The 24,773-nt window shown below is 42.0% G+C and carries 19 protein-coding genes and 1 tRNA gene; 14 read left to right on the top strand and 6 right to left on the bottom strand.

Annotated elements, in window-relative coordinates:
• Positions 1-16 precede the first annotated feature (16 nt).
• On the bottom strand, positions 17-235 hold the full coding sequence (locus tag FN831_RS17875; RefSeq protein ID WP_142529553.1) for a hypothetical protein: 219 nt from the start codon (positions 233-235) through the stop codon (positions 17-19).
• Between the two features lie 58 nt (positions 236-293).
• Here FN831_RS17875 and FN831_RS17870 point away from each other — a divergent pair, with 58 nt between their 5' ends.
• A complete protein-coding gene (locus FN831_RS17870; RefSeq protein ID WP_142529552.1) occupies positions 294-1,070 on the top strand; it encodes an SDR family NAD(P)-dependent oxidoreductase in 777 nt (258 codons plus the stop codon).
• 298 nt (positions 1,071-1,368) lie between these two features.
• Positions 1,369-2,175, top strand: a complete 807-nt coding sequence (locus FN831_RS17865; RefSeq protein WP_142529551.1) for a phytanoyl-CoA dioxygenase family protein — start codon at positions 1,369-1,371, stop codon at positions 2,173-2,175.
• A gap of 182 nt (positions 2,176-2,357) precedes the next feature.
• On the opposite strand, the gene mgtE is transcribed toward FN831_RS17865, so the two are convergent.
• Together mgtE and FN831_RS17855 are read right to left on the bottom strand one after the other, a co-directional pair.
• Positions 2,358-3,731: a magnesium transporter gene (gene mgtE / locus FN831_RS17860; protein WP_142529550.1), complete on the bottom strand. Its 1,374-nt coding sequence runs from the start codon at positions 3,729-3,731 to the stop codon at positions 2,358-2,360.
• 120 nt (positions 3,732-3,851) lie between these two features.
• Positions 3,852-4,409, bottom strand: coding sequence for a TetR/AcrR family transcriptional regulator (locus FN831_RS17855; protein ID WP_142529549.1), 558 nt, complete (start codon positions 4,407-4,409; stop codon positions 3,852-3,854).
• A gap of 288 nt (positions 4,410-4,697) precedes the next feature.
• Here FN831_RS17855 and FN831_RS17850 point away from each other — a divergent pair, with 288 nt between their 5' ends.
• The 6 genes from FN831_RS17850 to FN831_RS17825 all read left to right on the top strand — a co-directional run bounded on the left by FN831_RS17850 (position 4,698) and on the right by FN831_RS17825 (position 11,218).
• Positions 4,698-5,417 carry a LytR/AlgR family response regulator transcription factor gene (locus FN831_RS17850; RefSeq protein ID WP_185960526.1) on the top strand — a complete coding sequence of 240 codons (720 nt, stop codon included), beginning with the start codon at positions 4,698-4,700 and terminating at the stop codon, positions 5,415-5,417.
• Between the two features lie 626 nt (positions 5,418-6,043).
• Complete coding sequence (locus FN831_RS27750; protein WP_185960525.1) at positions 6,044-6,727, top strand: sensor histidine kinase; 684 nt, start codon at positions 6,044-6,046, stop codon at positions 6,725-6,727.
• Between the two features lie 62 nt (positions 6,728-6,789).
• Positions 6,790-9,612: a lantibiotic dehydratase gene (locus FN831_RS17840; protein ID WP_142529546.1), complete on the top strand. Its 2,823-nt coding sequence runs from the start codon at positions 6,790-6,792 to the stop codon at positions 9,610-9,612.
• A gap of 187 nt (positions 9,613-9,799) precedes the next feature.
• Positions 9,800-10,330 (top strand): hypothetical protein, encoded by a 531-nt coding sequence (locus FN831_RS17835; protein WP_142529545.1) that lies wholly within the window; start codon positions 9,800-9,802, stop codon positions 10,328-10,330.
• A 133-nt stretch (positions 10,331-10,463) separates the two neighbouring features.
• Positions 10,464-10,535 (top strand) — tRNA-Arg (locus FN831_RS17830).
• 317 nt (positions 10,536-10,852) lie between these two features.
• On the top strand, positions 10,853-11,218 hold the full coding sequence (locus FN831_RS17825) for a hypothetical protein (RefSeq protein ID WP_142529544.1): 366 nt from the start codon (positions 10,853-10,855) through the stop codon (positions 11,216-11,218).
• A 371-nt stretch (positions 11,219-11,589) separates the two neighbouring features.
• Here FN831_RS17825 and FN831_RS17820 read toward each other — a convergent pair whose 3' ends face one another.
• The gene (locus tag FN831_RS17820; protein ID WP_142529543.1) at positions 11,590-11,781 is read right to left on the bottom strand and encodes a hypothetical protein; all 192 of its coding nucleotides are present in this window, start codon (positions 11,779-11,781) and stop codon (positions 11,590-11,592) included.
• Positions 11,782-12,055: 274 nt separating this feature from the next.
• On the opposite strand from FN831_RS17820, the gene FN831_RS17815 reads away from it, so the two are divergent.
• The 3 genes from FN831_RS17815 (at position 12,056) to FN831_RS17805 (ending at position 15,496) form a co-directional block, all read left to right on the top strand.
• Positions 12,056-13,777 carry a tetratricopeptide repeat-containing sensor histidine kinase gene (locus FN831_RS17815; RefSeq protein ID WP_142529542.1) on the top strand — a complete coding sequence of 574 codons (1,722 nt, stop codon included), beginning with the start codon at positions 12,056-12,058 and terminating at the stop codon, positions 13,775-13,777.
• A 2-nt stretch (positions 13,778-13,779) separates the two neighbouring features.
• Positions 13,780-14,544, top strand: a complete 765-nt coding sequence (locus FN831_RS17810) for a LytR/AlgR family response regulator transcription factor (RefSeq protein ID WP_142529541.1) — start codon at positions 13,780-13,782, stop codon at positions 14,542-14,544.
• A gap of 133 nt (positions 14,545-14,677) precedes the next feature.
• Entirely contained in the window at positions 14,678-15,496 is an 819-nt protein-coding gene (locus FN831_RS17805) for a hypothetical protein (RefSeq protein ID WP_142529540.1), read from the top strand.
• 165 nt (positions 15,497-15,661) lie between these two features.
• Here FN831_RS17805 and FN831_RS17800 read toward each other — a convergent pair whose 3' ends face one another.
• Entirely contained in the window at positions 15,662-17,122 is a 1,461-nt protein-coding gene (locus FN831_RS17800; RefSeq protein WP_142529539.1) for a glycoside hydrolase family 28 protein, read from the bottom strand.
• 87 nt (positions 17,123-17,209) lie between these two features.
• Complete coding sequence (locus tag FN831_RS17795; protein WP_142529538.1) at positions 17,210-18,220, bottom strand: LacI family DNA-binding transcriptional regulator; 1,011 nt, start codon at positions 18,218-18,220, stop codon at positions 17,210-17,212.
• Between the two features lie 173 nt (positions 18,221-18,393).
• Here FN831_RS17795 and FN831_RS17790 point away from each other — a divergent pair, with 173 nt between their 5' ends.
• From FN831_RS17790 to FN831_RS17780, 3 genes are all read left to right on the top strand, one after another.
• Positions 18,394-21,396 carry a SusC/RagA family TonB-linked outer membrane protein gene (locus tag FN831_RS17790; RefSeq protein WP_142529537.1) on the top strand — a complete coding sequence of 1,001 codons (3,003 nt, stop codon included), beginning with the start codon at positions 18,394-18,396 and terminating at the stop codon, positions 21,394-21,396.
• Between the two features lie 21 nt (positions 21,397-21,417).
• On the top strand, positions 21,418-23,013 hold the full coding sequence (locus FN831_RS17785) for a RagB/SusD family nutrient uptake outer membrane protein (protein WP_142529536.1): 1,596 nt from the start codon (positions 21,418-21,420) through the stop codon (positions 23,011-23,013).
• Between the two features lie 102 nt (positions 23,014-23,115).
• A complete protein-coding gene (locus tag FN831_RS17780) occupies positions 23,116-24,744 on the top strand; it encodes a sodium/sugar symporter (RefSeq protein WP_142529535.1) in 1,629 nt (542 codons plus the stop codon).
• The last annotated feature ends 29 nt before the right edge of the window (positions 24,745-24,773 follow it).

Genomic DNA, 24,773 nt, shown 5'->3' with positions numbered 1-24,773 from the left:
TTTTTATCAGGAGACATTACTGTTCCGCTTTATTTAAATATTTGTTTGCAGCTTTAAAAAGCACTGGCGGAACCAGCTCGCGGATTACATCCTTTACGGTTACCGGTTCTTTGATGGTATCATCTTTTAGCCCTGCCCTGTCTTTAAAGAGTGTAGCATGAACTTTATCACTCATTTCGTTTTTAGGGCGGCCATTTGTATAATAATATAAAGCCAGGGATTTCCTCATCTTCATCTCATATTATGATTTGGAGAATTAAAGCTGTTATTTTACCAAACTAAATTTACCGAACATGACTGAATACGCTCTGATCACAGGTGCCAGCAAAGGCATCGGAAAATCAATCGCCCTGCTGCTTGCAAAAGCCGGCTATAATTTATTGCTGGTTGCCCGGTCAGAAAAAGATCTTCAGGAGCTTTCAGCCTTACTGCAAAAAGAGTATGGTATTCAGACAGCGTGTCTTCCTGCCGACCTTTCTGAAAATGGTGCCGCCGAAAAAGTAGCCGACTGGTGCAGCTCCTACACCTCAGAATTATCTATCCTCATCAACAGTGCAGGCTACGGGGTATGGGGAGTTTTTACAGAGTTGCCGCTCAGTGATCAAATGAATATGCTTCAGCTAAATATCAATGCAGTAGTGGAATTAACGTACCATTTACTACCCCTGCTCAAACAACAAAAGCAGGCATACATCTTAAATATATCCAGTACTGCTGCTTACCAGGCGCTTCCCAGCTTCTCATTATACGCGGCCAGCAAAACCTTTATTCTCAATTACAGCCGGGCGATACGATACGAGCTACAGCACTCATCTGTGTCTGTTAGCTGTCTCTGCCCCGGTCCTACTGATACTGCTTTTGCCAGCCGTGCCGGTCTGGATGCTTTCGCCGATCTCGCAGAGAAATTTAATATGCTGCCCGAAGAGGTGGCACAAAGCGGCCTAAAGGGAATGTTCAGTAAAAAGGCAGAGATCATACCGGGCTTTATGAATAAGATTTCTTCTTTTTTCGCAGGCCATTTACCAAAGGCCCTTGTTGAGCGGGTTGGCGCGGGTTTGTACAGCCGTTAGCCAAATGCCCCATAAGATATCCTGCCCTGAAAAATATCTCAAATAAAATTTGTTTGGACAAATATTTTACTACATTTGTAATGACTACTAATTAAGTAGACTTTATTTCAGATGACAAACAACCAACATATCCATAGCGCATGCTCAATGCGAATGTCCTTTTCTCAAAGGGCTGTATGTTGCTGTTGTTGCTGTTAATCTCTAAATCCCTTATTGATTAATCAACATCCTCCAGGCCCGTTTCACAGGCTTGGGGCGCTACTATCTTATTTATTCATTCGTATTAAAATTTACAGTCATGGACAACTTATCTATAAAATTCACTTTAGGCAGTGAAATTACCGCTGAGCAAAAAGAATTTTTCAACCGGAACGGTTTTATTCATTTCAAAAATTTCATCAGACAGGAAACCGTAAATGATATTATCGAAGCCTCATCACAGGTTCAGAAGCAATGGATCACCGAGCAAAGGGTTAAAGTAAACGGCATACCAATAAAATACGGAAAAGACCTCGATGGCTCGCCATTGGTGCAGCGCTTTGCTTTCATCAACCAGCACCATCCATTATTTGCAGGATTAACACATGATCCAAGATTTGAAATATTACTGGACCTGATCGGTCCCGGAGCCCGCCTGGGCACAGAGGAAAAAGACGGGATGGTACTAAACCATTATGTAAACGGAGTTGACAGCAAGTTTACCCAAATGGGCTGGCACACCGACGGCCTCAGGGATATTTTCCAGGGTGCAAGGCTAAACCCAATGCTGAATGTAGGGATACACCTCAGCAATGTAAAACCGGAAAATGGAGGCTTAAGGGTTTTGGCGGGGACACACAAGCAAAGTTTATACAACATGTTATTTCGGAAAAGGTACTTCCTCGACAACAAGGCCGACCAAAAGGAAGTGGCTATCGTTCCCAACGCAGGCGACCTAACGATCCATGACGGAAGGCTCTGGCACCGCGTTGCACAATCTGCAGTGACAGGTGAAGAAAGCCGCAGAAGGGTAATCTACCTGCCAATCATTGCCGGAAAATTTGAACCTAAGAATGAGAAAAGCCCGACAGCATTTTATCAGCGCTTTGCAGGTTTAGTTAAATAATTCGGACATGCTGATTGGCTTAATTATAACCTGGCTGATACGTTCAGGGAAACTGACGGAGCTCAGAAAAAGTTTAGACCGGCTTGCGGGGAGCATCGCGGGTATCAGATTTTTCAATATACATAGATACCTATAGCTACAGATATCTATGTATAAATATACTTTGTTATACTCAATTACAGCTACAGCAAGACCCCTGTAAGGAACATGACCGCTACAGAAAAATAGATAATCAGTCCCGTAACGTCAACCAGTGTAGCGACAAAAGGAGCGGAAGATGTTGCGGGATCGGCACCCAGTTTCTTTAAGAGCAGCGGCAGCATTGATCCTGCGAGAGATCCCCATAAGACTACGCCCACCAGCGCAATTCCTACGGTGACACCCAGCAGTGCCCAGTGCGGTCCGTACAAGTCTGAGAAAAGCGTCCAGGTAAAAATCCTCAGAAATCCAATCGCGCCCAGGACAATCCCGAGCATTAGTCCTGAGATCAGTTCCCTTCTCATTACACGCCACCAGTCGCCAATAGTAATTTCTCCAAGCGCCATGGCCTGTATAATCAGTGTAGAAGCCTGGGAACCACTATTCCCTCCGCTCGAGATGATCAGCGGAACAAACATTGCCAGCACCACTGCCTTGGCAATATCCGCTTCGAAATGTGCCATAGCTGTTGCCGTCAACATTTCTCCAAGAAAAAGAACCACCAGCCATCCTATTCTACGTTTAAACAGTCCAAAGATCGGCATATCAAGATAAGGCTCGTCAAGTGCCTGCGTGCCCCCGATCTTATGCATATCCTCGGTGTATTCTTCATTGGCAATCCAAAGAATATCATCTACAGTTACGATTCCCAGCAGTACATTGTTATCATCCGTCACAGGAAGTGCCACTCTGTTGTTCATTCTAAAAACATTGATCGCCTCTTCCTGGGGATCATTTGCATTCAGTGCAATAGAACGGTTGTCGGTTAATTCAACAATCGGTACACCGGGATCAGCCAGTAGGATCTCCCGGATCCTGATATCATCCAGGAGCACACCATTTTCATCAATCACATAGATCACATCGATCGTTTCAGAGTCCTTGCCGTACTTTCTGATATGCGCCAAAACCGTTTTAACAGTCCAATCCTTCTTAACAGCGATGTAATCCGGGGTCATCAAACGGCCAACACTATCCTCTTTATAACCTAAGAGGGATAGCGCTTCTACCCTGTCCTTAGCCGGCAAAAGGATGATCAGCTTTTTTACAGCATCTCCTTTTAGCTCAGAGAACAGGGAAGTCCTGTCGTCAGGTGGCAGCAGGTTGATGAGTTCAGCAAGTTTTTCTCCGGGAAGTTTTTTGATAATCTTCTCCTGAGTTGGAAAATCCAGGATCCTGAAAACATTTACCGCCCTTTTAACGGATATGGTATCAATAAAGGTTACTGCGTATTGCGGAAGATCGTCTATTAAATGCTCTACATCTGATATATTGAGTGCATCCAAATAATCTCTTAATTCTCCCTCAACGTTACGCTCAATCAGTTCAACAACCTCTTCAACAACCTTTTCTTCCATAATTACCGCTTTTATTTTTACATCGTTTACTGCTTTTTCAAGACTGCAAAAGTGATGTTTTATTTTTAAAAACGCATTACAGAAAGAACAAAATAAATGGAGTTTTACAAAGCCATAAAATTAGCCTAAAGTCCAGTTTACAATCTGCCCAATCGATTGCATCAGATCGGTTTTTCGCATTGAAGAATCCTCAGGCTGATTGACATTGTTACTGTCTTGTTCGGCAAGAATCAGATGATCTGTGCCTGCCAGCAACAATGTAGAAACTACACCGCTGTAAGGAGAGGGTGCAGCTACGCTCTCGTCCCTAACCAGGTTTTTAATCAAAGCATTAGCATTGGAGATCTCCATCACCAGCATCGCCTCCATTTCACAGTGATTGTAAAAGTTGTTGAATTGTTCTGCGAGTATCTTGCAAACCTGTTCGCGTACAGACAACTGAAGGCCTTGTTCTTCTTCTGTTGTATGATCTGAAAGATAGTTTTTCCAGAAGTCCTTTTCCAGGATATAGACACGTAATAATTCACTGAAACTGCCGAAGTACCGGTAAATAAGGATTTTAGACACCTTAGCTGATTTAGCCACTTTGTTGACGCCTAATCCGGTAAATCCTTCAGTTCTGATAATGTTACCTACAGCGTCGAGAAGCTTCCGTTTAGTATTTTCTTTATTTTTCATCAGGGATATATTTGGTTAAGACTGGGGTAATTAAGCCGTTGTGAACTTTGTGCTGCTCAACTGCAAAACAAAGCTCACAACGGCTTCATTGGTAGACATTTGGTTCATTCCGTTTAATAATTCCAAGATAGAATGGACGATGAATTGATAAGAAAAACTTATATGAAAGGGGTAAAATATTATATGACAAAGCAATATTCATCAAAATATGAACACTTTATTCCTAATGGTTGTATCTTTATGTCTAGTTGTTAGTTGATTGCCTACATAAATAATGTCCTTATGATAATGAGTTGTATTGTCATCGATGATGAACCACATGCTGTAGATGAACTGAGCGAATTGATTGCCCAGGTTCCCAGTTTAAATCTTCTGTCTACATTTTCGGATGCAAGGCACGCGATAGCTTATCTGCAGGAAACAGGACATGTGGATATTATCTTCTCGGATATCAGCATGGCTGTGCTGAACGGTATTGATGCGGCAGACATTATGAGCAATTACTGTCATTTCCTCGTTTACGTTACTGCACATCGTGAGTATGCTCCGGAAGCATTCGGTGCCAAAGCTGACGGCTACCTGCTGAAACCGGTTACCTATCTCTCCTTTACTCAAAAGATCGAAGACCTGGGTAATAAGTTCCAGGATATTATTAAACTGCAGCGTGATGAAAATCAGTTCCTTTTTATCAAAGGGGGCCAGAAAAGCAGTTTCATCAAAATCAAGTACAGCGACATTGTCTACATAGAAGCAATGCTGAATTATATCATGATCCATACCACAACCGGTCATGAGATCACATATATCGGACTGAAAGCAATGGAAGATAAATTACAGGTTATGGATGTATTTTTCAGGATCAATAAGTCGATTATTATCTCCCTCAATTATCTGGACCGTGTAGATGGGAATATTGCCAGGATTGCGAACGGTAAAAGTTATCAGATTGGTGAAAAGTATAAAAGTGTGTTCCTTGATTTTTTGAAGAAACACACTTTAAAGTCATAGTAAAATTGTTAATGGTGATGCTTTGGTAGAACAGTGCCTGACGTCAAAACTGAGAAGGAAGTGTTCTGATCAGAACTGATTATAAACGGTCTCATACCAGATTGGTTTTTAAAAACAAACAATGTCTTTTTTGATACTTTGAAATTTCTTTTACTTAGGTTCATAACTATATTTTTAAATGATGAACCCAAGGATATTTAAGAAATAAAAATTGCCTTAATTTATTATATTACATACCTTATTTATTATATGAAATGAGTATAACAAGCTCTATATCAGACTTTACCAAGCAATATAAGGTACACATACTTTGCTGGTTAATATTTGCTTTTTACGAGATCGCGATGACCTCACTGGTCACCAATCTTCTTCCCTCTCTTGTTTACTTTTTATTTTATTCCCTGAATATTGGTCTCTTTTATTTCCATTCCGCCATTGTACTTAAGAGATTATATTATAATCGATTTTCCGATATTCTATATATTCCATTTTTCACTATCCTTGAATTAGCTGTTTATTTCTTCATAACCTATTCGTTTACAATACTTTTCAAAAACATGGGGTATTCTTACTATCAGGATTCTTTTTTACAGCGGAGATATCTTATACCTACATTATATAGAGGAATGACCTTTATTTTGTATGGAACTGGATATTACTTCCTATACAGCTATTACGAAAGAAAAGAAAAAGCTTTTACACAAGCCATAGAAAATGAAAAACTAAAAAACGAACTGCTTCGCGCAGAACAAGACTTCCTCCGGGCGCAAATCAATCCTCACTTACTTTTCAATACGCTAAGTTTTATTAAATACGCTGCAAAGAAAAATCCTGAAGAAGCAGACCAGGCGGTAATGAGATTATCCGGAATTATGAGCTTTGCACTGGACAGCAATACGCAAACGATTAAACTGACAAAGGAACTGGAGCAGGTAGAAAATATAATTGAACTGAATCAGTTGCGCTTTAACCATAAACTGAACATCAGTTACACTAAACAGTTGCACGATAGTCAGGTCTCAATTATCCCAATTGTCTTGCTCACGCTGGTGGAAAATATTTTTAAACATGGAAACCTTTCGGATGAAAAGTATCCTGCAAAAATTTTTGTACAAACAACAAGTGAACACATTATCCTACAAACCAGCAATCTGCAAAATCGAAATAGCACAGCAGTAAGCCACAATAAGGGTCTGTTAAATATCAGATCAAGGCTGGATCAGGCGTATAAAAACCGGTATGAATTTCATCATGAAACCGTAGATAATTTATTCAAAGTTTATATAAAAATTAAAATACAAAATAATTAAACTGAATTACCAATTTCATATCTTTAGTATTAATTTATTAACATTGTAATTGATTTTGGAAAATGAAGTTAACATTCTCGCCTCTCAGTATTTGTCGTACGCCAGTATTTTCTGTTCATGAAGAACCCGGCGCTGTATGGGATAAATTAAAAGAATATATCCATGAATCGTCGCCTGCATTTTTTGAAGTGATTAAAGATCTGGATTATTCTGGTCTGGGGGATTTGGATATCAAAATCAGATTTACGATTTGGAAGTATTTTAACCGTGCAAAGTTCAGGGCTACCCCTTATGGTAATTTTGCAGCATTCTCTCTGGTTCCGGTATTGAGACAGGAACAGCCCGGACAGATCATTTTATCGGCCTCAACAATCGAACACCGCTTTCCTAACTGGCAGGAAAAAGAACGGATTAACTTCGACCCCAAATATCTTAGCAACCATGCTTTGTTTGTGAGGACCAATACTTCGGGATATGTAAGCGGAAATGAATTGCGGTATCTGAACATTGAAGACGGCGCTTTTGAACTTTCCGCTATATCTGCTTCCCGGACCATAACAGAAACACTCAAATTTTGCCGCTTGCAAAGAACCCTTTCTGAGCTGCGCGATTTTTTACACAGTACTCATCGCCTGAGCTTTTCACTCAGCAACTACTTTATTGAACAATTAATAGGCACTCAGTTGCTGCTCACTGACTTTCAGCCAAATATCACAGGTACGGATTATTTCAGCAGGCTGGGTTTTACTTTTGAAGAAAAAAAAAACGATTATATCATTGCAGAGCGGAAACACACATCGGGACATATCCCGGAAAAACCCCTGCATATCATCCGGGAAATCATCAGCTTTCTGAATCAGTATTTAGTTCCGTCCGACAACAGCTCTTTAAAGGATTTTAAGACTAAATTCGTTAAAAGGTTTGAGCAAAAGAAGATTCCGCTAATGGTGGCCATGGATCCGGAAATTGGCATTGGTTATCGGTCGCTCACACAAAACAAGGAAGAAGATCAGCTGATACAGGACCTGAAAATATACAGACAGCAGGTCCGGCCCTCAGCAAACAGCATAGGCTATTCTGCGCTGCATCAGTTTCTGCTGAATGGGATGATGCAGCAAAAGACGGTACAACTGGAACAGTTTAAAGATGAAGATCAGCAAAACCAGGTATCCTTGCCCAATACGTTTAGTGTGATGTTACATTATGACGGAGAAAACCTGATCATCAGGCAAATCGGCGGATGTACGGCAAATGCCCTGTTAGGAAGGTTCTCCATGGCGAGTGATGAAATTACTTTTACAGGGAACAACTTTGCCCGGCTGGAACAGGACGCAAATCCTGGTGTTCTGTTTTTCGACATCGCCTATCAGATTGAAAAAAATGCCGACAATATCAACCGCAGAAAATCTATTTATGAATATGAAGTACCAATTTTAAGCTGGTCAGAAAGTAATCAAATTATTGATCCTGATGATATCCTGCTTAGCGTGGAGAATGACGAACTTGTCCTTCATTCCCTTAAATACAAAAAACGCATTGTTCCTAAGCTGGCTTCTGCCTATAACTATACTCGGTCGGATCTTTCGGTCTACCGGTTTCTTTCAGACCTCCAACATCAGAACATACGCTCTGACCTGAACATTAATCTCACAGAGATGTTCCCGGGCCTGATACATTACCAGAGGCTGCAGTACAAAAATGTGGTTTTGTCGCCCGAAAAATGGTTGATTCCAAATCATGTTTGTAACTGGAAAAATATGGAACAGGCATTACCGGCATGCAAAGAGTGGCTCTATGATATTAACCTGAAAAATTGCTTCAAATGTGGTTTTGCAGACCAGACACTGATCTTTAATCCTGCTCATACAGAAGATTTAACAGCCTTTCTTTTGTTCTGTAAAAACAGGGCTGCCCTTTACATTGAGGAAACGTTCATTTCCGCTCCATATCCGGTGCATGATGACCGTCATCAGCCTTATCTTTCTGAGTTTATCGTCAATTTTGAACACCGCCAGCAGGTATACCAGCCCTACCCATTGCAAAACCAGGTAGATCATCCACACATAAAAAGTGCATTTTTGCCCGGAGAAGAGTGGGTCTATTTTGAGATTTATTGTCAGCCGGGAAACAGTGATGCCCTGTTGCTGCTCATTGCCAGGGATTACCTCCGAATGGTAAAAAAGAAGCTGAAAAACTGGTTCTTTATACGCTACGGCGATCCCTCATACCATATCCGGTTAAGGTTGAAAGCCAGGCAGAAAGACGACATTGCAGAACTGGTCTCCGGCCTGTCTCATCTGCTTAGTCCATATTTTAAATCGGGCATGGTTTCGGATCTGCAGTTAAAAACGTACCAGAGGGAGATGGAGCGTTACGGCCCCGAAAGAATAGACCTGGTAGAAAAATGTTTTGGCAGGAACAGCAGTTATGTCTTATACCTGGTTGGCACAACAGGCACGGTTAACTTTTATTACCATCAATCCATCCTGCTGATTGAAGAGGTAATGCATTCGGCCGGATTTAGCACACAAGAGCAACTCAGTTTTACTGAGAAAATGGCCGCGCAGTTTGCTGCTGAAATAGCAATTCCTTCTGAAGGGTCTAAACAGATTAACGTGGGATATAAAAAATTTATCGCAGACACTGAGGCGGTACATCCCAAAAAAACAAACCAGAAAAAAATCACAGCGATCTGTAAATATTTTTTAGACGTACTGGAGAAATGTGATGGTATTGAAAAGGAAAAAATGTTATTCGACCTGTTTCATATGCACACGAACAGACTTTTCAGTACTGACCAGCGTATGCATGAAATGATAATGTACTATTATCTTACTAAAAAAATAAAAACCAGGATAGGACGTTTGCAACAAAGTGCCAAATGAGATAAATTTGACTACAAGTAGTTGGATTCCATAAAATTAATTTACAAAATATTCCTGACTTTCAACAAAATTACTATTTTTACATAAGTGGTAACATTGCAGTTTTAGTGATGAGCTGATTACTGCCAGCAATAGATGATTTATGAAACCTTCAATCAAAAATTATTTTAATGCTCCATCTTTACTGATGACAAGTTTAGAAGCAATAGAGCGATTTCAGTCTGCACACAAGCTGTATCTGAAAACAGACAACGAAGAGTCCAGAAAATCTATGGCGCAGGCACTGCAGGCAGTGAAATTACTGCAGGTAGAACTATCTGTACCTGATGAATCTGCAGACAAGATCAGGGTAGCCTTTCTTAAACAGGTTGCAACCCTCGAACAGAATATCAATACCATTCACCTTGATGATCTTTTCCCAGACCTTTACCGGGACAGTGAAACACCTTTCAGACTCCTTACCGATATCCTTGAGAGTTTTAAGATATCCCTGCTTTCAAAAGGTGAATCTTATCCCTACATCGAACTTTCTACCAGCAGCAATGAATGGAAAGACCATGGTGTGATTGCTTTCTGCCGCGATGTAAAGAATAATCTGAAGGAAATCAAATTTAATAGCTTATGGGATGCATTGCAGACCTACCAGAAAAATAAGACACAGCTCAGCTATACATTTGAGATCTTGTCAATGACAGGAAATTTAGGAAAACATCAGTAATCAGGATCATCCTGACTATTGCAGATCTGTGATGTTCTTGCAGAAATAACAGGGACATAAAGCAGATAGGGCTCAATTTCTATTTTTGAAAAATAAATGAAATCAATACATAATTTCCTATCTTCGCCAAACTGTCTCCGTAGTTCAATGGATAGAATTTTGGTTTCCGGTACCAACGATGGGGGTTCGAATCCCTTCGGGGACACATATAAAGATAAAAAGCGCCTTTAGGAATATTTAAGGCGCTTTTCTTTGACTTTATTTTATGATCCAGAGTAATAAGCAAGGTAATGTTTGCTTATGTTTCCTTCAACCCCTTTAATCTTGTTTTCAATACAAATGGCGCAGAACGCCGCAAATTAGATGCCGATCATTCCTGTCGAATATGCTGGAAACATTTAGACTTTGAAGTACGCGATTATTGAAACACATAAATTTACCTCTACAGGGTAACTAAGAAATCCGCTATTTGCAGATGATTTGTTTATCTTTAAGATAACTAAATCAAATTCTTTAGATTTTATGAAGTCAATAAAAATCCTGGTCATCTTTACCTTCATGGGGCTGACATCTTTTGCACAAAATAGATTAGAAAAAGGAGCAGCGCCAATCATTCATCTTGACGGACCTTTAAGGAAAAGAGCAACTCCACTATATGTAATTATTCATGATGAGAAGGAATATGAACTGGACACTGCGCATAAGGATATAATAAATCCTGATCAAATCAAGTCTATTAGTGTTATGAAAAATCCTGAAGCGGAGCTGAAATATAAGGCAAAAGGCAAAAATGGAGTTATTCTGATTACACTTAATGAAAATCAACATCCCAAAGCATTTAAAGAACTTAAAAAGTATGTCAAAATCCTAAAACCCCTAAAAGAATAATTGCAAATCAAGATATTAGAAGCACCTTGTGCAAGCAGAGCTGCGTTTTGCATATAAATCCAGTTTAGTAACTACTTAAAAAAACAAAACTGCGATTAGAATACCCCCGGGGGTAGTCAGAAACAGTAGTATGGTAGTAGTGGGGTAGCTGTGAAGCTCTAATAAACAAAAGCCAAGCCAAGCGGAAACAAGCTCGTTACCGGCCAGAACAGCCGCATAACAAGATTACGCCTTTCAAATATTACTGAAAAACTCCAGCAATAAACGGCACGTAAATATCAACACCAGAAAAATATAGATAAAGAACCCATAATCCCGGTGTTTCCCTTCAGAACTTCCTCTATGTAAGTACATTTTCTTCATTTAACCGGCTACAGATAAATAATAATCATTAAATCAGTTAATTCCTCACGCTGATCCTGTTGTTTTTCTTTCGCCATCGATTTGATATGATCAGTAATCGCTTTTTCCCTTATTTGTTCTAAACTATAGCGTTGGTCTGCAGATTTTTTGCAGCTATAGAAGGGATAATAGTTTTGATGTTGGTTGAATAATGTTTTCATAGCGGTCTGTTTATGTTTGATTATACAAATATAGATCGGATAAGCACCCTGCAGATTGCAATAATCGAAGCATTAATTGCATAATTCAAACAGAATGGTCGATATCTTAATACAAATTGATTTGCCGAAGCACAACTTACAGCTCTTAAGTGTTAAAATGTAGAACAGAATATCTTCTTCTTTAAACAAAAACAACACTAATAATACCATTCAAAATTTTGATAGCACCTCATTTTACATTAGGTTTGGGTTAAATAAATAAAATCAAACGCCCTTGAGAACTTTTTTTATTGCCGTCATCTTATTCTGCAATTTTGATATTCAGGCGCAACCCAATAAAGCTCATTTATCAGAGCTTCATCATTTTACAATAGCAGACTCTCTCATTCAGTTAAAAAAGTTTGACCAGGCCAGCGCCACGCTGAGGAACATCTTAAACAAAGGGAAAGCAGCACATGATAAAGTTACCATGGCAAAGGCTTATTCTTTGATCGGAAATATATTCCTGATGCAGCGAAACCCGGATAAAGCATTGCAAAATTACTTCCTTAGCCTGGATGAGTATCAGGCTGCGAATGATCCTGCCGGCCTGGCTAAGGTTTATACTAATGTAGGCACAGTTTACTCCATACTGAAAGAACTTCCAAAAGCACGTGAATATTATTTAAAAGCACTTTCTTCCAATAAAACAGAAAACCTTGACCGGCTTAAGACTACTGTCAACCTCGCAGGGGTATATGCGGAGCTTAAAGAAAAAAAACTCGCGGTAAATACATTTAATAAAGGCATAAGCCTGGCCAGGAAACTGAACAATTTGCCCCTCGAAGCTGTACTGCGTACAAACCTGAGCAATTATTTTATCGAAGAAAAAGACTGGAACAGCGCCATCCTCAATGCCCGAAACAGTCTGGCAATACGCAGCGGCTTAAAACAACCGGCCTCGGTTATCACATTGAATAACCTTGGTTACGCCCTGGTGCAGACCAAACAATATAAAGAAGGGATCAATTGTTATGATACCGCCCTTAAAAGCGCAAATCCTCAGGAGAGAAAACAGCTCTATTTTAACTTATACCATGCCCATAAATCCCTGGCCAACCTGCCTAAAGCATTAAAGTATCTTGAGCAATATGATACTGTTAAAGATTCGCTTTCAAAGCTAAACTATGAACAAAAGGTAGCCGAGATAACCGCAAATTATGAGTCATTAAAAAAACAGGGCCGCATCAATAACCTGGAACATGAGAACATCAGGCAGAAAAAACAACTCAGGCAACAGCTCTTCCTGATCATTGCAGGGGTGCTGATCATCCTATTGGTATCCGTCCTGATCTATCTGAGAGTAAAAAACTACAGCATTAAAGAAGCGCTGGAAAAATCGCAGATTAAACGCCAGCTGCTGTTACTGCAGCTGAACCCTCATTTTATCTTCAATGCGCTGCAAAGTGTTCAGCGGTTTATTTATCTGAAGGATCAGGAGCAATCAATGGAATATCTGAACAGCTTCAGCAAACTGATCAGGTTAACCCTGGAAAATTCTGATAAAGATCTGATCGCACTGGATGAGGAAATAGAGATCCTGGACAATTACCTTCATTTGCAGCAGCTTAATCACCATCCTGGCTTTACTTATGAAATCAATGTGAACCCAAACATTGAAACTGAAAATATAGAAATCCCGGTAATGCTGCTGCAGCCCTTTGTAGAAAATGCAGTTGTACATGGCCTTAAGGATCACCAGAATGGTAAGATCAGGATTGTGATTAAACAGAAATCAGACGGAATACATATTTTTATCATGGATAATGGCCCGGGAGCCGATTTTACAGGGGAGCATGCCAATAATAAAATGCACCGCTCCATGGCAACTGACATCCTGAACCAGCGTATCCTTGAGTTTAACAGGGAGAAAACAAACTATGTTACACTAAGAGTAGGTACCCAGCAGGATATAGATTACCCGGGTACCGCTGTACACCTGCATATCGCAATTTAACAATGAACCATCCAAAGATTTCATGCCTGTTACTTGAAGATGATCAGCAGTGGCTGGATATCATGGAAGAAACACTGAAGCAAAATTTTCCGGAATTGAGTTTGCATCCCTGCAACAATATTAAAGAAGCAGGCATCTCCTGGTCGGCACACAAACAGACCTTATTGATCCTCGACATCAATCTTCCTGATGGCATTTCTTTCGACTGGCTGCAAGAGCTGCAGAAAGAAAAAAATGACCAGTTCAGGGTGATCTTTACCACCGCTTTTGCAGACTACGCTTTACCGGCATTTAAATTCAGCGCGCTGGATTTCCTCTTAAAACCCTACCTGCCGCAGGATCTGCTGAGCGCAGTAGATAAAGCATTGAAGAGCCTGAGCGAACAGCACTACCATCGGCAGCTGGAGACCTTTATTCATAACTATACCCATCAGGATCAGAACGATAAAAAGATTGTGCTAAAGACACTTGATGAAATATTCATTATTCCGGTCAAAGATATTTTGACTGTTGAAGCCGATAACAGTTACACCAGGTTTTTATTGAAGAGCGGACAAAAGATATTGGTATCCCAGTCGCTCAAAGAATTTGACACCCAGCTCAGCCCTACTGGATTTATGCGCGTGCACCAATCCCACCTTGTAAACTTAAAACACATTACGGGATACAGAAAAAAGACAAATATGCTATTACTGGAGGGTGACTTGCAAATTCCTGTTTCTCAAAACAAGAAGAACAAGGTAATGAGCTATCTGAACAACTTATAAGCCAAAGGGCATCTAAGCTGAAGTGCATTAAATTCAAAGCCAATCACGGCGAATTCAAAACGCTGAACTACCATCCTGTTTTACTAAGTCGGGGGTCTGTAAATTTGACTGATATATACCTATCAATCAGATCATGAACAACAAGATTATTACCGCAGTTTTGCTTCTTTTATTTACAGCAGGCATCAACCAGGCCCAGGCTCAGCTATTTAAAAAACTTCAGCAGAAGCTGGAGGATAAAGTAGACAGAAAAGTTGACGGCATGATAAATGGCAAAAAGGGGGCTGGAACAACTGCTGAAGGAAAGTCTTCCAAACCAATGCCGAAACTGGAGGAAGTGTATTCCTTTGTTCCCGGAAGTACTGTCTATTTTAAAGATAATTTTGCCTCAGACAAAGCTGGTCGTATGCCAAAAAAATGGAAAAGCAGCGGTGGAGGCAGTATTGTGACCATTCCTGATGTATCCGGTAAATGGCTGGCATTGGCTCCGCGTACAACCTACAGGATCGATAGCATCCTTGCCATGCCGGGCAACTTCACCGTAGAATTTGATATACTCACCAGAAGTACACAAGCAAAGGATATGGGACCATTAATCTTCGGATTTGCCAGGGATAATTCCGGCCGGGCGTATATGAATGATGCCTATAACGATAACGCGATCGTGGGAACACAGCTGCATTTCTGGAATGAAGCGGTAAACAATGCCAGCAGCGACACTCAAATAAACACTAACCTTGATTTCCCGCTTAGTAACTATGCAAATACGACCATTCATATTTCTATGTCGATAGAAGGGGAAGATATGAGGGTATATATGAACAAGATCAAATTATTGGATACCCGGATGTTCAAAGCCCATACGCTTAAATACTTTTTCCTCAGTGGCCCCTATAGTTATGAAGCCGAGGCCATGGCTTACTTTGGGAACTTTGTGATATCAAAATTATAAGGGTACCGGCGGTGTGTGTTGCCGGCCTGCAGCTGGCCTGTGGGTCCAACTTTGTAGCGTGATGCGAGCGGTATTGCTGCGACATATAGGGCTATATGTCGCAGCAATACCGCTCGCATTACGGAGATACCACGGACTCACAGGCCATCTCCCGGCTTACCCGCTCTATTCCTTTTTTATCCTCTCAAGTTTTCCTGGAAAGGCAGATTCGCCTTCCAGGTTTACAATCTTCAGGTCTGTAACACCGTGGCTCTCCACTACGTGGCCAAAATAATCCGGGCGGTTACTACCCCAGACTACAGCACTGTTCCTGATCGTGATGTGATTTGCCTGGTCAAAGTAAAACGCAGAAGTAAGCCCTTTTAACAAGCCCTCCACATTGCTGGGCCGGCGGTCGTACGTACCTCCGGGTATGCTGGTAGTTTTATCTATGCTAAGATCAACCTGGTCAAACACAATCCCTGAAACCTTGTCAGCTGATGAACCGCCAACATATACACCGTTTTCGCTTACTCCCCTGATATTGCTGAAATAGATATTCGTTACGGCACCTACCCTGCCCTCTGTTTCACCTTTAGGAAAACGCCAGCCTGCATCCTTGTTATTGCCTTTTGCACGTGGATAGGCCGTTACATAGATAGGCTCTGCCTTGCCCCACCATACGTCAGAAAACAAATGAGAATCTACAATGATGTTGGAAAAGATCACATCAGATACTGTCCCTTCATCACGGTTCTGGATGCCTATCCCCCGGTTACTTTTTTTAATGATACAATTATTGATCAGCACATGGCTGATACTATCCATATTCTCAGAACCTATTTTGATTGCGCAGGAGCGCGATGTCATGGTACAATTGCTGACTACAATATTCTGGCAGGGGCCAAATTCTTCATATTCCCTGCGGTTTTTTAAACAAATACAATCATCGCCCGATTCAATATAGCAGTTGCTGATCCGCACATTCTTACTATGGTCAAGATCAATCCCGTCACTGTTTCTAACTTTCAGGTTATTCAGCAGCGTAATGTTATCAATCGCCACGTCATTACATCCGATCAGGTGCACCGTCCAGTAGGCCGAATTACGGATCGTCAGATCACGGATACGGATATTCCTGCCTCCAACAATCGTAAGCAGGTGCGGCCGCGGATCAATTATATTGAATGGTTTTAATACAAAAGAATCGCCCAGCTCGGCACCCATAAAAGAAATGCCATTACCATCCAGGGTACCTGCTCCGCAGATCGTTACATTCACCAGGTTCTCCCCGCCGATCCAGATTGTGCCTTCGCCCTTGTTTTCACGGAAAGCACTCTTCTGATAAATCTTCTCATCAGGATTGGCAATCACAGTAGCATTTACCTCCACAATAAATTCAATGTTTGATTTCAGATCAAAGGGGCCAGACATAAAAACTTTCCCTGCCGGTACGATCACTTTTCCACCGCCTGATTTTGAACAGGCATCAATGGTTTTCTGGATGGCCACAGCATTATCTGTTTTTCCATCTCCCACAGCACCATAAGCAGTAATGTCAAAATCTTTGTTCGGCTTTGCCTGAACTGAGCGGAAATTTATAAGTAAAAACAATAAAAAGAGGAAAGCGGCATTTTTTAAAAACATATCTGGTATAGTGTAAAGGCTGGCTAAACTATAAATTATAATATAAAGAGGCCATTATTTTTACGAAAACGGTTTCGGTATACCCGGTTAGTGGCAGGCCGTTGAATCTCTTTTGATCAGCGTAGATTTCAGCGTAAGCCATTCATTAGGCTCAAAATGTTTCTTATCTAATATTTTAAAGAGAATGGCGGCAGCTTGTCTTCCCATTTCAAGGGCAGGCTGGGTAATGGTAGTTAAGGAAGGATTTAGCAGCGGGGCAGTATTCAGGTTGGAAAAGCTGATGATCTTGAGATCATCAGGAATATGGATACCCAGTTCCTTGCATACATAATAGCAGGGCAGTGCAAGGTCTTCAATCGATGAGATCACCGCGTCGGGCCGTTCGTTCAGCATCAGATCCTTTATATTTTGATAGTTCAGGTCAGCATCCTTATCGTAGTTTACAGTAAGTTCTTCACGGTAAGCCAGCTGATGGGCTTTAAGCGCATCCTGGTAACCAGACATCCGCTGTTTCCCTGCATTGAGGTTGTTTAGTGCAAACAGATAGGCAATCTTTTTACAGCCGCATTCTACCAGATAGCTGGTGGCATTATAGGCACTTTCATAATCGTCTGTGGTGATCCTGGCTGCATCAATATCTTCATATACCCTGTCGAAAAACACCGTAGGAATCTCTTTTACCAGCGCAGTAAAATGATCCCGGTTATCATGATCACTGGAAACGGAGATCAGTATGCCATCTACCCTTCCGCTCAGCAGGCTGTCAGTAAAAGCGATCTCCTGATCGGTATTTTCATGGGTCTGATAGATCAGAACGTGATAACCACGCTGACGGGCTACCTCCTCAATCCCATTGATGGCCTGTGAAAAGAAATTGTTGGCAATCTCAGGAATAATCACTGCGATCGTTTTTGTTTTATGGCTGCGAAGATTGCTTGCTGAAGGGTTACGGTTGTATTTTAACATTTTAGCGAGGTCCCAAACCTTTTGCTTGGTCTCGATACTGATCTCATAACTATCATTAAGAGCCTTGGAAACAGTACTGATAGAGATATTTAACTCTTTAGCTAATGTTTTAATCGTAATCGTCTCCTTCATTTGCACAAAATTTTTGGGTGTCGTTGAACCAGCAATATAGCAATCAACTCAAACGTTTTCGTAAATAAATTTTGAGTAAAACCAAATAATATACTTTTTATTCACAGTTTTGATGAATAAACCAATTTAAAGGTTTCAATTACCCAAATATAACAGACTTTAAAATCAAATGTATGAACAAACTTAGACCCAAACTATCTGGGATTAAAGGTTACTGCAGCATCCTCTGCCTGGCTTTCCTTTTTTCCTTTACTAACTCTTATGCACAAACCATCACTGTGAAAGGTGTTGTGAAAGATGCTCAGGGTGTTACTATTCCCTCTGTAACCATTGTCATTAAAGGTACAACCAAAGGCACAACATCAGACATGAACGGGGCGTACGCTATCGCTGCGACCAAGGGCAGTACTTTAGTATTCCGTTTTGTAGGCTACGAAGCAAAGGAAGTTGTTGTGGGCGACCAGTCTACCATCAATGTTGCGCTCGCCGATGTAAGCAACAAACTGAACGACGTAGTTGTAGTAGGTTACGGTACAACAACCAAGAAAGAGCTGACCAGTGCCATCACTACCATCAAAGCCGAGCAGTTTAACGCCGGGGTAGTTTCTACACCTGCAGAACTGCTTGAAGGTAAGGTTGCCGGTTTAAATATCACCGGCGACGGTAACCCTAACTCTACGCCAACAGTTACGCTCCGCGGCCCTTCATCACTTCGTGGTGGAGATGCTTCTATTCCCTTCTATATTATTGACGGTGTGCCTGGCGCGGATTTCAAACTGCTGGCACCATCAGACATTGCTTCTATTGACGTACTGAAAGATGCATCAGCTGCTGCAATCTATGGTACAAGAGCTACCAATGGTGTAATCATCGTGACAACCAAAAAAGGAAGGTCAGGCCAGTTAAGGATGACATACGATGCTTACGGTTCTGTAAAATCAGTAGCCAATGAATTTGAGGTAGCAACAGCGGCCCAGCAAAGAGCATATGTGCAGGCTAACGGTCTTTCTTTTACCCCTGCGAATGACAACGGCGGAAATACCGACTGGCAAAAGGCTGTAGAACGTGACAACGCTTACGCACAAAACCACAATTTATCTTTTGGTGGCGGTACGGATAAAACAATTTTTGGCGGTAGCGTCAATTACCTGAGCGATCAGGGGATTGTAAAAGGCAGCGACCTGAAAAGGTTTATCGGACGTTTAAACTTATCTCAGAAAACTTTAAATGACAAGTTGAAACTGGACTTCTCAGTAAGCAATTCTGTGAGCAACTCCAACCTGATCGTAGATGATATGCCGCTGGCAACTACCAACGGACAAAACCCGGGACTATTTAAATCCGTAGTACAGTATTTACCTACACGTACAATTTATAATGCAAACGGATCATTTTATAACGATCCAACTTTACAATTGGGCTATAACCCTGTTGGACTGATCACCAACGATACATACAAACAAAAAGTTAACCTGATGCTTGCCAATACAAGGGCAGAACTGCAGTTACCTTTTGGCATCGTTTATAACCTGAACATCGCATACCAGTCCAGAAAAACTGATAACAGTACCTATTACAACCAGGCTTCTGAATTAGCTCCGAACCTGGGCGGTAAAGCCATCCGCTCTACCTACGAAGACACCAAAAAATTAATGGAGCACTACTTAACATACGACCATAAATTTGGTGATAAGCACGACTTAAAAGCACTCGTTGGCTATTCATATGATGAAACCAATACAGGCGACGGATTCCAGTCTGTAGCACAGAATTTCCCCGGTGATGCAACGGGATCGAACAATCTTGCGCTGGGTTACCAGACAGGAAATCGTGCAGACTTTGGTTCTGTTCAGGAACAGACGCTAAAACTGATCTCTTTCTACTCGCGTTTAAACTATAGCTACCTGGGTAAATATATCCTTCAGGCTTCCATTCGCCGTGATGGTTCAAACGCTTTTGGTACAAACAATCAATGGGGTTACTTCCCTGCAGGGTCTGCCGCATGGAGGATCATTGACGAAGACTTCATGAAATCCCAAAAAATATTTGACGACCTGAAAGTGCGCGTGGGTTATGGTAAGACAGGAAATTCCCTGGGCTTCTCTCCATATACTCCGCTTACACTGTATGGTACCAAAGGTAGTTTTTCTACCGGCGGAGCTTATGTTGGTGCGGTTGGTGTGATCCAGAATCCTAACCCTGACCTGAAATGGGAAAGTACTGCTACCACGAACGCTGGTATCGACTTCTCCCTGTTGAAAGGCAGATTGGGTGGTTCAGTTGATGTGTACAACAAAAAAACAACGGATATGATCTATGATAAACCTGTTTCACTGATCAACAACTTTGTATCTACAACGGTTTCCAATGTAGGCTCTATGAGCAATAAAGGTGTGGAGATCAGCTTAAATGGTACGCCGGTAAAAACTGAAGATTTTACCTGGGGTGTATATGGCAATATCTCGTTCAATAAAAACAAGATTACTTCCCTTGGCAGTAACATATCAAAAATCTATGCCGGTGGTCCTGAAGGACCAGGACAGAGCGGTATCAGGGTTTCAATTATCGAAGCAGGATATCCGCTTGGAGAGTTTTACACCCTAAAATACCTGGGTGTTGTAAATGGTGTATCTACTTTCATGGGTGCTAACGGACAGCCAACAACAACGCCAAAAAGTACTGACCAAACCTATGCTGGTAATGCACAGCCAACCTATATTTTTGGATTTGGAAATGATTTCAGTTACAAAAAATGGACGCTGAACTTCTTCTTCCGCGGCCAGGGCGGTAACAAAATCATGAACGCTTCACTGGCAAGTTTCAACACTCCGGCGCAGGCTTCAACTCATGGTATACCAACCATCACACTGAGTGAACCGGTTACAGATATCAATGCCAACCTGTACTCAACAAAATACCTTGAAGACGGTAAGTTCATCAGGCTGAGCAATGCTACCTTAGCATACAAATTTAAAATCGCAGGAAATTATGTACACAACCTTCGCGTATACATCACCGGCACCAACCTGCTAACCATTACAAAATACAGAGGCGTAGACCCGGAATTGAGTTTAAACTTAAACAACCAGCAAAGCGGACAATTCATTGGCGTGGATAGTAATAACTTCTATCCAAGAACCCGCAGCTTCCTTGCCGGCCTGCAATTAGATTTATAATAACCCTCAAAATTAACCGACATGAATTACTTCAGAAAATATAAAAAATTAAACCTGCTGGTTCTGCTGGCAGCAAGCGCTTATCTTACCGGCTGTACGAAGCTTGATACCGTTCCGGGATCGGCACTGACCCCGGATAACTTTCCTACTACGCCGGCACAGTTCGTTCAGGCTACAGGGCCAATCTACACTTCATTTTATACAGGTCCGGGCCGTCCTTACTGGTTTGTTCAAAACCTGAGCACAGACGAAAACGTCTTGGTAGCCCGCGGTGGTAACTGGTATGATGGCGCAACCTATGCACAGCTGTTTTTACACACGTACAATTCAGATAATGGAAACATCGCTGCCTCATGGTCATGGGGATTTGGAACCATCGGCCAGTGCAACCAGGTACTGAGCATTTTTGCCGGTGCACCTGAAAGCGCGGCCAAAACACAAACCCTGGCTGAAGTAAAAACAATGCGCGCCATGTGCTATTTCTATATGATGGATCTCTTTGGCAATGTGCCGCTTACCACTGTCTTCGCTGATCCAACCGCAGATCTAAGCACCAAAAGCCGTGCACAGATCTTTACGTTTATCGAAACAGAACTGCTTGCTCAAATCCCAAATCTAAGCGGAACAAACAGTGTTGCAACTTATGGAAGACCAACAAAAGGCCTTGCCTATGCTATACTTGCTAAAATGTACCTGAATTCACAATACTATACAGGCACAGCAAGATGGCAGGATGCGGTAACAATGTGTGACAACGTGATTACCAGTGCTCAGTACGAACTGTCACCTGACTACCTGGCAATGTTTAAACCAAGCAACGGGCCCGCGGTGAAAGATTTTATTTACGCAATTCCATATGACGGATTAAACGCACTGGGTATGACTTATGCACGTTTTACCATGCACCCAAGCCTGCAGACCAAATACAAAATGCCATATACTCCGGCAGGGCCAATGTATACACTGCCAACATTTATTGCCTTGTATACTGACGCAAACGATGTCAGGAAAAAAACATACCTGACCGGTAAGCAATACAACAATGATGGTACACCAATCCTGGTGAGCACCACCAATAAAGGTTTAAGCGACGCTTACACTGGCAGTGCACCAACAGCAGCCATCCAGCACCAACTGGAGTTTACTCCGGATATCATCTTTAGAAACATCGCTACATTCGATGTTGGTAATGATGAGCTTGCCAATGAAGAAGGTGCCCGCAGCATTAAATTCTACCCTGACAGTTTAAGCCCGGTACGCGACCAGGGAAATGATGTACCGATGTTCAGGTATGCTGATGTGCTTTTAGAAAAAGCAGAAGCCATCCTCAGAGGTGCTAATGCTACACAGGGACAGACAGCCCTATCACTCGTAAACCTTGTCCGCGCCCGCGCCAAGGCTGCTCCCCTGCTTTCAGTAACACTTGCCGATGTCCTTGATGAGCGCGGCAGGGAGTTCCCTATGGAAGGATGGCGCAGGAATGACCTGATCCGTTACGGACTGTATGAACGTACCTACAGTATCAAAACAGATGCAGACCCCAACCACCGGATCTTCCCGGTTCCCCGTGCAGAGCTTGCACTGAACCCTAAGCTGGTGCAAAATCCGGGATATTAGTTATAGGCAATCTTATAAGGAATCGTCATATTTGTTTTAATCATTAACCGAAATGATCACAGCTACCTGAAATGTATCAGGTAGCTGTTTATCACAATTTACATGAACCATTTATCAGTCTTCGATTACGTTGTTTTTTTAATCTATTTCATTATCGTATCCGGTTACGGATACTGGGTATACTGGAATAAGAAAAAAACGGGTACCAGCACAAAGGATTACTTCCTGGCCGAAGGCTCTTTAACCTGGTGGGCAATAGGTGCCTCTATCATCGCCTCCAACATTTCGGCAGAGCACTTTATCGGAATGTCGGGCTCCGGCTTTGCCATGGGACTGGCCATTGCCAGTTATGAATGGATGGCAGCAGCTACCTTAATTATTGTAGCGGTATTTTTTCTGCCCATCTATCTCAAAAATAAAATCTATACCATGCCCCAGTTTTTATCGGGCAGGTACAACAATACAGTAAGTACACTGATGGCTGTTTTCTGGCTGCTGGTGTATGTTTTCGTTAATCTAACCTCGATCTTTTTCTTAGGTGCCATTGCCATTGAAACCATTACCGGCATTCCATTCAATACCTGCATCATCGCGCTGGCCATATTTTCGGCACTGATTACCCTTGGGGGTATGAAGGTGATCGGATATACCGATGTGATCCAGGTTTTTGTGCTCGTAGCCGGCGGACTGGTTACCTGTTATATGGCACTGAACATGGTATCTGATAAATTCAGCATCAGTACCGTACTGGGGGCCCTTCCGGTGTTAAGGGCAGAAGCCGGTGATCACTTTCATATGATCTTTCACAAAGGCGATAAATTCTACAGTGAACTGCCCGGGATCGCCGTGCTGGTAGGCGGCCTGTGGATTAACAACCTGAACTACTGGGGCTGTAACCAGTACATCGTACAAAGGGCGCTGGGAGCTGACCTGAAGACCGGCCGCAGCGGCTTATTGTTTGCTGCCTTTTTAAAAATGCTGATCCCTGTGATCGTTGTGATCCCCGGCATCTGTGCATGGGTACTGTATCAGCATGGTTATTTCCACAAAGAAATGATGGATGCTTCCGGTACGGTAAAACCAGATCATGCCTATCCGGTGCTGATGAACTTATTGCCAACAGGATTAAAAGGGCTTGCCTTTGCGGCATTGACCGCGGCGATCGTAGCCTCCCTGGCGGGAAAATGCAATAGCATCGCCACGATCTTCACCCTCGATATCTATAAAAAATTTATCAACCAGGGTGCTTCAGAAAAGAAGATGGTAAATGTAGGGCGCTGGTCTGTAGTAGCCGCATCGCTGATTGCCATTATCATCGCCCCTGCGCTGCGCAGCTTCGACCAGGTGTACCAGTTTATACAGGAATATGTAGGCTTTATCTCCCCGGGGGTGTTTGCTATTTTCCTGCTGGGCTTCTTCTGGAAAAGAACAACTTCAAAAGCTGCCCTCACAGCAGCCTTGCTTACGATACCCCTGTCAACCCTGTTTAAATTCCTTCCTGAAATCAGCAGGGGGGCGATTGAGGCTATTCCGTTTTTAAACCGGATGTCCTGGGTATTTTGCATAATTATTGCGGTAATGATCATCATTACACTGACCGATCCCAAGAGTAAAAATAATCCGCAGGGATTAGAGATAGATACGAAAATGTTTAAAGTTAGTCCGTCATTTATGGTGGCCTCGGTAATCATCTGCGGGATACTTGCAGCATTATATACCGTGTTTTGGTAAGTAAATAATTAAATTATCATTATAAAACT

This window comes from Pedobacter westerhofensis (assembly GCF_900182595.1).
GTDB classification, from domain to species: domain Bacteria; phylum Bacteroidota; class Bacteroidia; order Sphingobacteriales; family Sphingobacteriaceae; genus Pedobacter; species Pedobacter westerhofensis.
Note: the sequence above shows the minus strand (reverse complement) of the source record. Positions and strands in the feature narration are given on the sequence as shown.

Excerpts from the sequence above, each read along its gene's own strand:
- FN831_RS17850 (WP_185960526.1), top strand. The coding sequence starts at position 4,698 with ATGAGTTGTATTGTCATCGATGATGAACCACATGCTGTAGATGAACTG.
- FN831_RS17835 (WP_142529545.1), top strand. The coding sequence starts at position 9,800 with ATGACAAGTTTAGAAGCAATAGAGCGATTTCAGTCTGCACACAAGCTG.
- FN831_RS27750 (WP_185960525.1), top strand. The coding sequence starts at position 6,044 with ATGACCTTTATTTTGTATGGAACTGGATATTACTTCCTATACAGCTAT.
- FN831_RS17785 (WP_142529536.1), top strand. The coding sequence starts at position 21,418 with ATGAATTACTTCAGAAAATATAAAAAATTAAACCTGCTGGTTCTGCTG.
- FN831_RS17825 (WP_142529544.1), top strand. The coding sequence starts at position 10,853 with ATGAAGTCAATAAAAATCCTGGTCATCTTTACCTTCATGGGGCTGACA.
- FN831_RS17790 (WP_142529537.1), top strand. The coding sequence starts at position 18,394 with ATGAACAAACTTAGACCCAAACTATCTGGGATTAAAGGTTACTGCAGC.
- FN831_RS17865 (WP_142529551.1), top strand. The coding sequence starts at position 1,369 with ATGGACAACTTATCTATAAAATTCACTTTAGGCAGTGAAATTACCGCT.
- FN831_RS17840 (WP_142529546.1), top strand. The coding sequence starts at position 6,790 with ATGAAGTTAACATTCTCGCCTCTCAGTATTTGTCGTACGCCAGTATTT.
- FN831_RS17805 (WP_142529540.1), top strand. The coding sequence starts at position 14,678 with ATGAACAACAAGATTATTACCGCAGTTTTGCTTCTTTTATTTACAGCA.
- mgtE (WP_142529550.1), bottom strand. The coding sequence starts at position 3,731 with ATGGAAGAAAAGGTTGTTGAAGAGGTTGTTGAACTGATTGAGCGTAAC.
- FN831_RS17800 (WP_142529539.1), bottom strand. The coding sequence starts at position 17,122 with ATGTTTTTAAAAAATGCCGCTTTCCTCTTTTTATTGTTTTTACTTATA.
- FN831_RS17820 (WP_142529543.1), bottom strand. The coding sequence starts at position 11,781 with ATGAAAACATTATTCAACCAACATCAAAACTATTATCCCTTCTATAGC.
- FN831_RS17870 (WP_142529552.1), top strand. The coding sequence starts at position 294 with ATGACTGAATACGCTCTGATCACAGGTGCCAGCAAAGGCATCGGAAAA.
- FN831_RS17780 (WP_142529535.1), top strand. The coding sequence starts at position 23,116 with ATGAACCATTTATCAGTCTTCGATTACGTTGTTTTTTTAATCTATTTC.
- FN831_RS17875 (WP_142529553.1), bottom strand. The coding sequence starts at position 235 with ATGAAGATGAGGAAATCCCTGGCTTTATATTATTATACAAATGGCCGC.
- FN831_RS17810 (WP_142529541.1), top strand. The coding sequence starts at position 13,780 with ATGAACCATCCAAAGATTTCATGCCTGTTACTTGAAGATGATCAGCAG.
- FN831_RS17795 (WP_142529538.1), bottom strand. The coding sequence starts at position 18,220 with ATGAAGGAGACGATTACGATTAAAACATTAGCTAAAGAGTTAAATATC.
- FN831_RS17855 (WP_142529549.1), bottom strand. The coding sequence starts at position 4,409 with ATGAAAAATAAAGAAAATACTAAACGGAAGCTTCTCGACGCTGTAGGT.